15 protein-coding genes are annotated in these 12,401 nt (G+C 66.1%); 12 read left to right on the top strand and 3 right to left on the bottom strand.

Translation table 11 applies throughout. The features are described 5' to 3' along the window. Window positions 1-17 precede the first annotated feature (17 nt). The 5 genes from A5777_RS15265 to A5777_RS15245 all read left to right on the top strand — a co-directional run bounded on the left by A5777_RS15265 (window position 18) and on the right by A5777_RS15245 (window position 4,354). Complete coding sequence (locus A5777_RS15265) at window positions 18-1,358, top strand: DUF445 domain-containing protein (RefSeq protein ID WP_156527339.1); 1,341 nt, start codon at window positions 18-20, stop codon at window positions 1,356-1,358. A gap of 72 nt (window positions 1,359-1,430) precedes the next feature. Then, the gene (locus A5777_RS15260; protein WP_064863284.1) at window positions 1,431-1,952 is read left to right on the top strand and encodes a helix-turn-helix domain-containing protein; all 522 of its coding nucleotides are present in this window, start codon (window positions 1,431-1,433) and stop codon (window positions 1,950-1,952) included. Window positions 1,953-1,962: 10 nt separating this feature from the next. Further along, window positions 1,963-2,280: a DUF2516 family protein gene (locus A5777_RS15255; RefSeq protein WP_005209405.1), complete on the top strand. Its 318-nt coding sequence runs from the start codon at window positions 1,963-1,965 to the stop codon at window positions 2,278-2,280. A gap of 91 nt (window positions 2,281-2,371) precedes the next feature. After that, window positions 2,372-3,244, top strand: coding sequence for a MerR family transcriptional regulator (locus A5777_RS15250; protein ID WP_064863283.1), 873 nt, complete (start codon window positions 2,372-2,374; stop codon window positions 3,242-3,244). 30 nt (window positions 3,245-3,274) lie between these two features. Continuing rightward, window positions 3,275-4,354 (top strand): alpha/beta fold hydrolase, encoded by a 1,080-nt coding sequence (locus tag A5777_RS15245; RefSeq protein WP_064863282.1) that lies wholly within the window; start codon window positions 3,275-3,277, stop codon window positions 4,352-4,354. 130 nt (window positions 4,355-4,484) lie between these two features. Here A5777_RS15245 and A5777_RS15240 read toward each other — a convergent pair whose 3' ends face one another. After that, window positions 4,485-5,567, bottom strand: a complete 1,083-nt coding sequence (locus tag A5777_RS15240; protein WP_197501274.1) for a UDP-N-acetylmuramate dehydrogenase — start codon at window positions 5,565-5,567, stop codon at window positions 4,485-4,487. Window positions 5,568-5,637: 70 nt separating this feature from the next. Between A5777_RS15240 and A5777_RS15235 the strand changes: the two genes are divergently transcribed. From A5777_RS15235 to A5777_RS15210, 6 genes are all read left to right on the top strand, one after another. Beyond that, window positions 5,638-6,132 carry a DUF2505 domain-containing protein gene (locus A5777_RS15235; protein ID WP_064863281.1) on the top strand — a complete coding sequence of 165 codons (495 nt, stop codon included), beginning with the start codon at window positions 5,638-5,640 and terminating at the stop codon, window positions 6,130-6,132. 87 nt (window positions 6,133-6,219) lie between these two features. Beyond that, a complete protein-coding gene (locus A5777_RS15230) occupies window positions 6,220-6,729 on the top strand; it encodes a DUF2505 domain-containing protein (RefSeq protein WP_005209386.1) in 510 nt (169 codons plus the stop codon). A 127-nt stretch (window positions 6,730-6,856) separates the two neighbouring features. Beyond that, the gene (locus A5777_RS15225; RefSeq protein ID WP_231895082.1) at window positions 6,857-7,558 is read left to right on the top strand and encodes a class I SAM-dependent methyltransferase; all 702 of its coding nucleotides are present in this window, start codon (window positions 6,857-6,859) and stop codon (window positions 7,556-7,558) included. Between the two features lie 44 nt (window positions 7,559-7,602). Next, window positions 7,603-8,397, top strand: a complete 795-nt coding sequence (locus tag A5777_RS15220; protein ID WP_039857072.1) for a carbon-nitrogen hydrolase family protein — start codon at window positions 7,603-7,605, stop codon at window positions 8,395-8,397. 76 nt (window positions 8,398-8,473) lie between these two features. Next, the gene (locus A5777_RS25060; protein ID WP_064863280.1) at window positions 8,474-9,628 is read left to right on the top strand and encodes an LmeA family phospholipid-binding protein; all 1,155 of its coding nucleotides are present in this window, start codon (window positions 8,474-8,476) and stop codon (window positions 9,626-9,628) included. Window positions 9,629-9,778: 150 nt separating this feature from the next. Next, window positions 9,779-10,576 (top strand): hypothetical protein, encoded by a 798-nt coding sequence (locus A5777_RS15210; RefSeq protein WP_064863300.1) that lies wholly within the window; start codon window positions 9,779-9,781, stop codon window positions 10,574-10,576. A 40-nt stretch (window positions 10,577-10,616) separates the two neighbouring features. Here A5777_RS15210 and purU read toward each other — a convergent pair whose 3' ends face one another. Further along, window positions 10,617-11,510, bottom strand: coding sequence for a formyltetrahydrofolate deformylase (gene purU, locus A5777_RS15205; protein ID WP_064863299.1), 894 nt, complete (start codon window positions 11,508-11,510; stop codon window positions 10,617-10,619). Window positions 11,511-11,537: 27 nt separating this feature from the next. Between purU and deoC the strand changes: the two genes are divergently transcribed. Further along, window positions 11,538-12,215 carry a deoxyribose-phosphate aldolase gene (gene deoC / locus A5777_RS15200; protein ID WP_064863279.1) on the top strand — a complete coding sequence of 226 codons (678 nt, stop codon included), beginning with the start codon at window positions 11,538-11,540 and terminating at the stop codon, window positions 12,213-12,215. On the opposite strand, the gene A5777_RS25475 is transcribed toward deoC, so the two are convergent. Next, window positions 12,212-12,401: hypothetical protein (locus A5777_RS25475; RefSeq protein WP_231895080.1), on the bottom strand; the 190-nt coding region annotated here is incomplete at its 5' end. The genes deoC and A5777_RS25475 overlap by 4 nt on opposite strands.

Genomic DNA, 12,401 nt, shown 5'->3' with positions numbered 1-12,401 from the left:
CTTATTGAGTGTCGACAGTGATTCCGGACGTTTCCGGCCAACCGGGGCAGACGCCCGCGCGGGCGAAGGGGTCGTCGCCGGGATTCGGCGCCGCCGACGGACCGGGTGACCAGCGCCGGCGCCGTGACCTCCGCAAGATGAAAGTGGTCTCGACCGGCTTCCTCGTGGTGGCTGCGATCGTCTACCTCTGCATGCGCTACCTCGAGCATCACGACGGTGCCAACGTGGCGGCGTGGGTGGGGTACGTGCGCGCGGCGTCGGAAGCGGGAATGGTCGGCGGGCTCGCCGACTGGTTCGCTGTGACCGCCTTGTTCAAGCATCCGCTGGGCATCCCGGTGCCGCACACGGCTCTGATCCGGAAGAAGAAGGACGAGATCGGAGATCAGCTCGGCGAGTTCATCGAAGAGAACTTCATGACGCCGGCCGTGGTCGTCGAACGTGCTGAACAACTCGACATGCCCCGTCGGGTGTCGACGTGGCTGGCCGACCCCGCGAACGCTCCGCGCATCTCCGATGAGGCCGCCCGCGCGATCAAGTTGGCCTCGGAGATGCTCGGCGACGAAGACATCGAGCAGTTCATCCAGGCCGTGCTGAAGTGGGCGGCCGAACCCGAGTGGGCGCCGCCGATCGGCCGCATCCTCGAGCAGCTCGTCGACGAGGACCGGCTCGACCCGGTCTTCCAATTGCTGTGTGACCGTGCCTACGACTGGGCGGTCGGCAGCCAGGACCTCATCGAGCGAGTCGTCGATCAGGATGTGGGGCCGTCGTGGAAGCCGAAATTCGTGACCAACCTCGTCGGCGACAAGATCTATCGCGAACTCGTCGACTTCACCTACAAGGTCAAGACCGACCCCGAGCACGAGATGCGGCGGTCGATGCACCAGTTCGTCGAGCAGTTCTCCCACGACCTCCAGCACGATCCCGCGATGATCGAGCGCTTCGAGGGCATCAAGCACGACCTCGTCGGGAGTGCCGAGGTCGCTGACGCGGCGTCGACCGCATGGAACACCGGCAAGGCCGTCATCGAGCAGATGCTCGAAGATCCCAACAGCACGCTGCGCAACACCCTGACCGACGCCGTCATCCGACTCGGAACGCGTATCCGCGACGACCGTCCGCTGCAGGAGAAGATGAACGGCTGGGTCGCGCGGGTGGCTAACCACGTCGCGACGAACTACTCCCGCGAGATCATCTCCGTGATCACCGAAACCGTGCGCAGCTGGGATGCCGACGACACCAGCCGGAAGATCGAACTGCAGGTGGGGCGCGATCTGCAGTTCATCAGGATCAACGGAACCGTGGTCGGTTCGTTGGCCGGGCTCGCGATCTACACGGTGTCGGTGCTGATCTTCGGCTGACGTCACTGCTTGCACGAGCTAGCACGCACCCCGATACTGGCATGGGGCAGCGAGTATCGGGAGTGAGAAGCAGTGCAGAGCAAACCAATCCCGTCGGACGACGACGCGAACACCGGGTCCGACGACGCGCGCGAGATCGTCGAGGCGACGGTTGACGAGGCGACAGGCGACGAGGGGTCGAGCAACCCGGTGGAGACGGTCGCCAATGCCGCGCAGGACGTGGTGGCCACGGCCGCGCAGGACATCGGCTCCTTCATCCGCTCGCAGCGTGTGGCTGCCGAGGTCTCGCTTCGTCAGCTCGCCGACCGCGCCGGCGTGTCGAACCCGTACCTGAGCCAGATCGAGCGAGGGCTGCGTAAACCGTCGGCCGACGTTTTGGCCCAGATCGCAAAGGGGCTGCGGGTGTCCGCCGAGGTGCTCTACGTGCGAGCGGGCATCCTCGAGGAGCGCCCGGCGAGTCCCGTGCGTGACGCGCTGCTGATCGACACGTCGATCAGCGAACGGCAGAAGCAGATGCTGCTGGAGATCTACGAGTCGTTCCAGCGCGAGAACTGCGAGAACGACGCCGACCCGACCGCGGGCAACCACGACTAGAGTGTGATTCGTGAACTTTGTGAGCTTCATGGCTGCGGGCCAAAACCTGATCCTGTGGGTGCTGACCATCGTCGCCGGTGTTGCGGCGATCGTGTCGCTGATCCACGCGTCGATCCAACGCTCCGACGCCTTCCGGGCCGTCGATAAGCAGACGAAGGTCATCTGGGTCGCGATCCTCGCCGCGTCGACGGTGTTCATCTGGTTCTTCCAGGCGCCCTCGCTGTTCTATCTGATCGGCGTCGTCGCGGTTCTGGTGTACATCGTCGACGTGCGGCCCCGCGTCGACTCGATTCAGGGGAAGTCCTGGTTCCGTAAGGTCGGGCGCTAGTTTTGTGGGTCGGGTGCTGCTGAAACCCGGCGAGTCGATCCGCCGCAGGGAGTGGCGGGATCCCCGATGGGTGGCGAATACACTCTGATTCATGGCTGAGTATCGGATCAACGAGCTCGCGGACGCGTCGGGAGTCAGTGTTCGCAACATCCGCGTCTATCAGGACCGCGGATTGCTCCCGCCTCCGACGATCCGCGGCCGCACCGGCTGGTACTCCGAAGAGCATCTGGTCCGTCTCAACCTGATCTCCCGCATGCTCGAGCGTGGCTACACCTTCGCGACGATCAGCGAACTGCTGCACGCCGCCCACTACGGGATGAAGGTCGAGCACGTGCTGCGCGGCGAACCCAAGGGCGGCCGCTTCCGGAACTTCAAACGCGCCGCGACGATCACGATCACCGAACTGCGCAAGACGCTCAATGCCTCGGACAAATCGATCGCGCTCGGCCAGAAACTCGGCCTGCTCGTCAAGGACGGCGCCCACTACGCGATCAAGAACCCCGAGGTTCTCGAGGGTGCCGAGGTGCTGGTCAAGAGCGGTGTCGACATCGACGTCCTGCTCGATCGGTTCGTTAGAGTGCAGGACGACCTCGAAGACGCGGCGCGCAGTTTCGTCTCGATCATCACCGACAAGTACTTCGACGAGAAGCTGCCAGAACTCGGTGAGGCCAATGTCAGCAAGATGGCCGAACTCATCCAGACGGTCCGACCGATGGCTCACGACATCGTCGAGACCACATTTCGCAAAGCCCTCGACGACGAGATCTCGAAGGCCATCGGCGAGGCGTCGACCTACTTCGACGCCGCATCAGGCGGACCAGACGCAACCGCGGGCGGGGACGCGGTTGCGGACGGGGAGGCAGCCGCGGGTGGGGAGGCGGTCGCCGAGGAGTCGACCTATGAGGCATCGCCGTCGAATCTGACAACGGGTAGTGTTACATCAGAAGATGTCATTCGCGAGTAGAGAGCACCACACGGGGTGGAGTGGAGACGTATGAAGACTCGGAACTGGGCGCTCGGCGCCGCGGCGCTCGGGCTCGGTTCGGTGGCGGTCGGTGCGGGCACCAACCTCGCGGGGATCGCGCGCGGGGTGATGTCGTCGGCTCCGGCCGTCGACGATGGACCCGATGACCTGCTGGCCGACCCGACGGCACCTCGCGTGCAGCGCAGCGTGGCGAGCATCGACGGGACCAAGCTGAACGTCGAGTTGTACGGTCCCGATCCTGCAGCCGCCGACACCGGTGACGTGATCGTCGCGGTACACGGGTGGACCTGCAACGCCCACTACTGGAATCCGCAGATCAACCACTTCGCGGGTGAGCGTACCGTCGTCGCCTACGACCAGCGCGGGCACGGGCTCAGCGAGCTCGGACGACGCAGGCCGACTGTCGACACCCTCGGCCACGACCTCGACGCCGTGCTCGGCGCCGTTGTCCCGCCCGGTCGCAAGGCGATTCTCATCGGCCACAGCATGGGTGGCATGACCATCATGTCGTGGGCCAAGCAGCACCCCGAGAAGGTGTCGACGACGGTGTCGGCGGTGGTGCTCGCGTCCACGGCGGCGCGCGGCGTTGTGCAGAACCACATGCTCATCCCCGAGGGGTTGCCGCGTTACAGCAGGCCGTTCGTGCCCGCGGTCAGTCGAATCGTCACCAGTGCGTCGACACCATTGCCGCACGGCCAGTTCACTTCTCGCATATCCCAATACGTGGCGCTCGGCTCAGAGGCACGCGCGTCGCATGTGGAGTTCGTCGACACGATGATCATGGCGTGTTCGCCTCGTGCGCGCGGTCGGTGGGGTGCGGCGATGGGCCGCCTCGACGTCGCGGCCGGACTCGATGCGCTGAGCGTTCCGACGACCGTGATCGTGGGCACCGACGATCGGCTCACCCCTCGCCGACACGCCGACGAGATGGCAGACATCCTGCGCCGCAACGGTTCTCTGCGTGACGAAATCATCTTCGACGGCGTCGGGCACATGTCGACGATCGAGGCCGCGCAGCGCGTCAACGAGCTGCTCGACGACGTCGTCGGCGAGGTGTCGCGCACCCAGGTGCAGGCCGCTCAGTTCTGAGGCGCGCTGACCAACGGGAGGCTCAGGGCGACCGCCGCCGCGCTCAATCTCCGGCCACGAACTCGCCAGTCTCGTGGTGGCGCGGCCGGGTGCACACGGCGTACACGATCCAGTCGGCCGCGATAGTCGGTCAGAGTGAGCAGTTCACCAGCACCGGCTCGGGGTGCAGCGTGACGCCGAACGCCTCGTACACGCCGGTGCGTACGTCGCGTGCGAGGTCGAGGAGTTCGTCGGCGGTCGCCCCGCCCCGATTGGTCACTGCCAGTGTGTGTTTGGTCGACAGTCGTGCGGGTGAGGCAGGGCCGGGATAGCCCTTGGCGTATCCCGCCCGTTCGATGAGCCAGCCCGCCGAGAGTTTGACGCCGTCGGCGACGGGGAACGCGGGCATGGAGATGTCGGCGCCGACGCGGTCGCGGATGCGTTCCATGACTGCGGGTGCGTCGCCGGACCCGATGATCGGATTGGTGAAAAACGAACCGGCACTCCAGGTGTCGTGGTCGTCGGCGTCGAGCACCATGCCCTTGCTGCGGCGCAGCCCCAGTACCGTCTCGCGGACGCGAGAGGCGTCGACACGTGAATCGCGTGCGACGTCGAGTCGGTCGGCGAGGTCGCGGTATCGCAGAGGCTGACTGAGGCGATCGTCGTTGAGCCAGAACGAGACTGCGACGACGACGAAATCGTCGCGGTACTTCAGGTTGCTCGTCCGATAGCCCAGTCCGAGTTCGCCGGGGGACACCCAGCGCAGCGTTCGTGCTCGCCTGTCGAGTACCTGCACGCTGCGCAAGATGTCAGCGACCTCGACCCCGTATGCGCCGACGTTCTGCACCGGCGTGGCGCCTGCGGCGCCCGGGATTCCCGAAAGGCATTCCAGCCCACCGAATCCCGCATCGATCGTTGCTGCGACGAGCGAGTCCCACGCCACCCCGGCGTCGGCGGTCACGTGCGCGCGACCCGATTCGCGGCCGGTGCCGAAGTTGATGTGTCCGCTCTCGATCACGACGGCGGTGCCATCGAACCCATCGTCGGAGATCAACAGATTCGATCCTCCGCCGATGACGAGGACCCGTTCCGACTCGGCGTCGAGTGCGGTGATCTCCTCGACGACGCTGCGGGTGTCCGGGCAGTGCACGATCGCGTGTGCCGGTCCGCCGACCCGCAGAGTGGTCAGATCGGCGAGCGGCGCGGATTGCAGGGCGGAGGGGTTGTCGATCACGGTGTAACGGTAACCGAGCGCGCGCTGTCGGGACCGATGGTGCGCGCTCGCTCGGGTAATGTCCTCACCCATGGCGAGCACGCTGAATCACACCGTGACCTACACGTTCTCCACCGCGCGGTACTGGGAGATCATCACCAACGAGCAGTATTGGCGTGATCTGCTCCAGATCATCAACTCGAGTCACGGCGTGCTCGAGTCGTTCTCCCTCGACGGCGACACCGTGGCCGTCGAGATGAAGCAGGGCATCCCCGAGGACAAACTGCCGTCGATGATCACCAAGGTTCGCCCCGGCGACCTGGAGATCCCGCGTCGCAACGTGTTCACGCGTAACGGTGAGACCATCAGCGGGACCATGACCGCGTCGGTCACCGGCGCGCCCGCGACGGTCGAGGCCACGGTGTCGGTGACGGGCGATCCAGCGTCGATGCAGTACAGCGGCAGCGCGAATGTCTCGATCCCGTTCGTCGGCGGCAAGATCGAGAAGGCCGTCATCGACGAACTGATCAAGCTGCTCGACGCCGAGCACGACGAGACCGTCACCTGGGAGCAGTCCAACCACTGAGCTGGTGGCGAGAGGACGCGCTACGGCGCGGGTAGGCGCGGGTGCCGGTTTTTGATGGCCGTACCCTGCTCGGTTAGCCTGAAACCCATGGCACGACGGCTCAGTTACTCAGCGCGCTACTCGCATCCCGTGGAGAAGCTCTACGAAGCGCAGAGCACAAAGCAGTACTGGGACGACATGATGGCGGGGTTCCAGATGATCTCGCCGCACTGCGAGGTCGAGGATTTCCGATCCGACGAGACCGGCATGAGTGTTGTCCTCAAGCAGACCATCGGACGCGATCAGCTCCCGGCACTGGCGCAGACCGTGCTGATGAAGGACATGGTCATCACCCGCGAGGAGTCGTTCGGTCCGTTCGACCCCGACAACACCAAGGGCGACTACAACGCGTCGATTCCCGCGGGTCCCGGCAGCCTCAACGGCTGGCAGGAGCTGTTTCCCACGGAGACGGGCTGCACGATCCGCAAGACCACCGAGGTCAAGGTGTACATCCCGTTCGTCAACGGCAAGCTCGAGCAGTTGATGCTGGTCAACCTCGTCGACCTGTTCCGTGCCGAGGCCGAGTACGCCGCCGACTGGATCACGAAGAACCTCTAGCGCCTTGCCTGAGCGCGGAGCCGGCCCCGACAAGCGTGGCTCCGACAAGCGCGGCTCCGGCAAACCGACCGGCCGGATCACTCGCGGCACGACGAACATCAACCGTCTGCGCCGCGTCGACCGTTGGATGGCAACCGATGCCTCGGTGCTCACGGCGCTCGGTGAGGTGAACGCACCGCTCGTCGTCGACCTCGGTTACGGTGCCCGACCCGACACCACGGTCGAGATGGCTCAGCGGTTGCGAGCGGTGGCGCCCGATCTGGAGATGGTCGGACTCGAGATCGATCCCGAGCGCGTCGTCGAACCTCGTGACGGTGTGCGATTCGGTCTCGGTGGGTTCGAACTCGCGGGACTGCGACCGCAGCTCATCCGTGCGTTCAACGTGCTCCGGCAGTACGACGAGGACGAGGTCTGGCCCGCATGGCGTCGGCTGATGGACCGGCTCGGACCGAACGGCGTGATCGTCGAGGGCACCTGCGACGAACTCGGTCGACGCTGCACGTGGGTGTTGCTCGACGCTGACGGACCCCGCAGCCTCACCCTGAGCTGGGCTCCCGCGTACACGAGCCGACCGTCGGAGGTTGCCGAGCGGCTACCCAAGGCGCTCATCCACCGCAATGTGCCCGGCGAGCCCGTGCACGAGCTGCTCGTGGCCGCCGATCGGTGCTGGGACGTCGCGGCTCCGCACGCCGCGTTCGGCCCGCGTGCCCGGTGGCGCGAAACGCTGCGACTGTTGTCCGAGGCGGGTGTTCCGGTCGAGCCCGTCCGCAGGCGCAGCGTCGACAATGTATTGACGGTTCCGTGGTCCGTCGTTGCGCCGACGGAGTAGCCGAGACCGTCTCGACGGTCGGGTCGGGCAACTACGCTTGCCACATGCGCATCGCAATGGCACAGATCAACTCCAGCGATGATCCGAGCGCGAATCTCGTCGTCGTTGCCGACGCCGCGGCACAGGCTGCAGGCGACGGAGCCGACCTCGTCGTGTTCCCGGAGGCGACCATGTGTCGCTTCGGGGTTCCGCTGGGCCCGATCGCCGAACCGCTCGACGGGCCATGGGCCACGCGGGTCTCGCAGATCGCCGTCGACCGGCAGATCGTGATCATCGCGGGCATGTTCACGCCCGCCGACGACGGCCGGGTGTTCAACACCCTGCTGATCGCGCATCCCGATGGTCGCCGGGAGTCGTACGACAAGATCCACCTCTACGACGCATTCGGGTTTCTCGAGTCCCGGACCGTTGCCGCAGGCGACAAACCGGTGATCGTCGACGTCGCGGGCACCGCGGTCGGCGTCGCCACCTGCTACGACATCCGTTTCCCCGATCTGTTCACGACCCTTGCCGATCGCGGCGCGCAGGTCATTGCCGTGCCTGCGTCATGGGGTGCGGGGCCGGGGAAGGTCGCGCAATGGGAAGTGCTCGCGACGGCGAGGGCGCTCGATTCGTCGTGCTACGTGGTTGCGGTCGGGCAGGCAGAACCCGAGGATCCGGACCTTGCGCGGGGCAGTACACCAACCGGTGTAGGCCACAGCCAAATCACAGATCCCTTGGGTACGGTGGTCGCCGCGTACGGGTCCGGAGAATGTGTCCGGGCTCACGACATCGACCTAGCGGCGGTGGAGACGGCACGGACGCGCATCGCCGTCCTCGCCAACCGGAAATCCATCTGACCGATCTCGGCCCAAGCACTCACCACCGAGCTTGTGCGCCACGGATCGACGACCACGGACCGAAGGTGCTCTGACCATGACCGACAACGAGAAAGAACCCCAGGCGCGGCCAGGCGACGCCGACGCGTCGGCAACCCCCGACAGCGAATGGGCGCCGGTGGCCGACTCGACTTCGTCGTCGTCGCACGCTGGGGTCTCATCGACCGATCACGCGCCAAGCGATCACGCTCCTGCCGATCACGCCCCGACCGAGCAGTTCGCGGCGGCGCCGACCGAGCCCGGGCCGCGGGCGTACTCGGCGACCGACGGTGGAACCCGGTCATTCGAGCAGGGTACGGCGACGACTGTCATCGATCCGGCCGATCCCGCGGGCGAGCCGGTCCTCACCTCACCTGTGCGTCGGCGTCGCACCGCCAAGATCATCGGCATCACTGCGGCTGCGCTGGTCCTGGTACTCGTCATCGGCGCGGTGGCGTCGGAGCTGATCCTGCGTAAGCGGGTGACGGACTGTCTCGAGCAGCAGTTCAGCAGCCTCACCGGGGTGCCTACGACCGTCTCGCTCAGTAAGAAGCCCATGCTGCTGCAGGCCACGGGAAGTGAGATCCCCTGGGTGCAGGTCGACACCGCGAACGATTCTGGCGCGACCCGGTTGCACATCCGTGCCGACCGGATCGACGCCGAGAGTGACAAGACCACCGTCGGCTCGCTCGACGGCAGCGGCTACGTCCCGTTCTCTCGCGTCGTCGAACTCGGTAAGCAGGAGACGGGCGGCAGCGGCACGGGCACAGGCGGTACAGGCGGTACCGGTACCGGCGGGAGTGGCACCGGAACCGATCAGAGTGGTGCCGGTGGGATCGTCTCCGGCGCGAACATCGAGTCCATCACGGGTAACGAGGCAGACGGTACCGTCGACGTCAGTACGTCGTTCAACCTGGGATTCATCCCGATCCCGGTGAGCGCGACGATCAAACCCACGACCGAGAACGGTCACATCAAGTTCGAGGTCGTCAAGGCCAACGCCTTCGTCTTCGGCATCCCTTCCGACTATGCCCAGCAGATCGTCGACGGCGTGTCCAAGACGATGTTCGGCCCGTTCTTCGATCAGGTGAACGTCAAGAACCTCAAGGTGACCAACGACGGCGTCGACTTTGCCGTCGACGGCGACAACCTCACGCTGACCAACTCCGCCACGGGTGCCAACGACAACACGAATGGCTGCAACGTCCTCTGACCTCGCCCGACCGATCTGGGACCAATCCCTGGCCGCAGGGGTAGTTCCACAACGTCGTCGCAGGCCGGACTCGTGCGGCATCGGTACCCTCGAAGGGGGATGTCCGATTTTTCGCCGCGACACCCACCCGCCCCCGTGTTGGAGGAGAACATGACCGCGCTGCTCTTGATCATCATCGTCGTCGTCCTCGTGGTTGGGGTGGTGGTGGTGTCGCAGCAGCGTTCGGGCGCGAGCAAGGCCCGCAGCCTCGACGACGCCAAGGCCGACGCCCGACAGGTCATCGAACGTCTCGGCGGCCAGGTGTACATGCTGGTCGGCGACTCACCTGCGTCGAAGCAGGCACTCGCCGATGCCGGGGAGCGCTACACGGCGGCGGGCTCGCAGATCGATCAGGCCAACTCACCCGCACAGGCCCGCCTCGCGAAGCAGACCGCGATCGAAGGCCTCTACTACATCCGTGCGGCGCGCACCGCGATGAACATGGACCCCGGCCCGGCAATCCCTGAGCTCGACGGTCAGCGCAGCGCGGGCGCCGTCACCGAGGACCGCACCGTCGAGTTCGACGGACGCCAGGTCGAGGCGTCGCCCGCTCCGTCGTCGCGGACCCCGAACTACTATCCGGGCGGCCGGGTTGCCGGACGCCCTGTACCCGCCGGGTGGTACTCCGAACCGTGGTGGAAGCCCGCACTGGTCGCAGGTGCATGGGGCGTCGGCTCCATGCTGCTCTTCTCGACGTTGTTCTCGGGCATGCACGGAGTGCCTTACGACGCAGCCGCATTCGAGAACGGCGCGGGCGACGGCTCCGACATGGCAGGCATCGACGGAGGCGGCGACGACTTCGGTGGTGACGGCGGCGACGACTTCGGTGGCGGCGATGGTTTCGACGGCGGCAGCGGTTTCGACGGTGGCGGTGACGGGGGCTTCGACTTCGGCGGCTTCGACTTCTGACCGTCGACCGGGCGCTCTATCCCGCCGACTGTGCGCGAAACTAGTTGAACACCACGGTCTTTCGTCCGTGAACCAGCACGCGATCCTCGAGATGCCAGCGGAGTCCGCGTGACAGCACGAGCGTTTCGATGTCGCGGCCCTGACGCACCATGTCGTTCACCGAGTCGCCGTGATCGATACGGGTGACGTCCTGCTCGATGATCGGCCCGGCGTCGAGGTCGGCGGTGACGTAGTGGCACGTCGCGCCGATGAGTTTCACGCCGCGGGCGAAGGCCTGATGGTAGGGGCGCGCTCCGACGAAGCTCGGCAGGAAGCTGTGGTGGATGTTGATGGCCTTGCCGGCCCACCGATCGCACAGCTGCGGCGGCACGATCTGCATGAAACGGGCCAGGACGACGGCATCGGGGTCGAGGTCGTCGACGATCGATGCCACCTTCTCGAAGGCACCCTGCTTGTCGCCCGCGGGAAAGGGCACGTAGTGGAACGGCACGCCGAACCGCGTCGTGAGTCCCTCGAGGTCACGATGATTGCCGACGACGGCCTTGACGCGGGCGGGTAGTTCGCCGCGGTCGGCGCGACCGAGCAGATCGGTGAGGCAGTGCCCCTCCTTGCTGACGAGCAGCACCACCGACTTCTGCACCCCGCTGTCGGTGAGTCGCCAGACGGTGTCCGGTCCGAAATCGGCGATGGCCGCGGCGAACCGCTCGCGAAGATCGTCGACGTCTGCCGAGACCGAGTCGGCGCGGACGGCCTGGCGTGTGAAGAACCAGCCGGTGTCGGGGTCGGAGTGATAGGCGGCCTCGGTGATCCAACCGCCGACGTCGGCGAGGAACGTCGAGATCCGCGCGACGATACCGGTCCGGTCCGGACATCCGAGGGTCAGCACATACCGTCGGCTCGAGGCGTCTGGGCTGGAGGCGTCTGTGAGGGTCACACCACTCAGTGTGCCAAGCTCGCCTATGTGACCAACACCGACCTGACGCGCTCCGACGTCGCCGCGATCGTCGACCACACACTCCTCAAACCAGAAGCCACGCGCGCCGACGCCGAAGCGGCGATCGCCGAGGCCGCCGACCTCGGCGTCTACGCCGTCTGCCTCTCACCGTCGATGTTGCCGATCGCGACGGGCGCTCAGAAGTCGTGCGTCGTGGCGGGCTTTCCGTCGGGGAAGCACCACTCGCTGGTCAAAGCTGCGGAGGCGCGGCTGGCCGTCGACTCCGGTGCTGACGAGGTCGATATGGTCATCGACGTCGGAGCAGCGCTGGCGGGCAACTTCGAAGAGGTATTCGTCGACGTGCTGACCGTGCACGAGGCGATCGGCGACGCCGCGGTGCTCAAGGTGATCGTCGAATCTGCCGTACTCCTCGACGTTGCGGGTCACGAGACTCTCGCCGAAGTGTGTCGTCGCGCAGTGGCGGCAGGCGCAGGATTCGTCAAGACGTCGACGGGTTTCCATCCGGCGGGCGGCGCGTCGATCGAGGCCGTGCGCATCATGCGTGACACCGTCGGCCAGACTGTCGGGGTGAAGGCCAGCGGTGGCATCCGCACCGCCGACTTCGCGGCAGAACTCATCGAGGCCGGAGCGAGCAGGCTCGGACTGTCCGGCAGCCGCGCGGTGCTCGACGGCTTCCCCGACTAGCGTTCCGGCGCGATGATCAACGCCGACCTCGCCGTGACCGATGCACGTAGGGCGGTCGGCAGCGCAGCCGCGTAGTCGTCGATCGTGCGGGCGTCGTCGAAGATTGGAGGCAGCACGCCGTCGACTGACCGGAGAATGTGTGTCGAATCGAAGGATGTGTGCGCTGCAGCACCCACATCCTTCGAT

The organism is Gordonia sp. 852002-10350_SCH5691597 (assembly GCF_001665715.1).
GTDB classification, from domain to species: Bacteria; Actinomycetota; Actinomycetes; order Mycobacteriales; family Mycobacteriaceae; genus Gordonia; species Gordonia sputi.
This window is presented reverse-complemented; position numbering and strand designations above follow the sequence as displayed.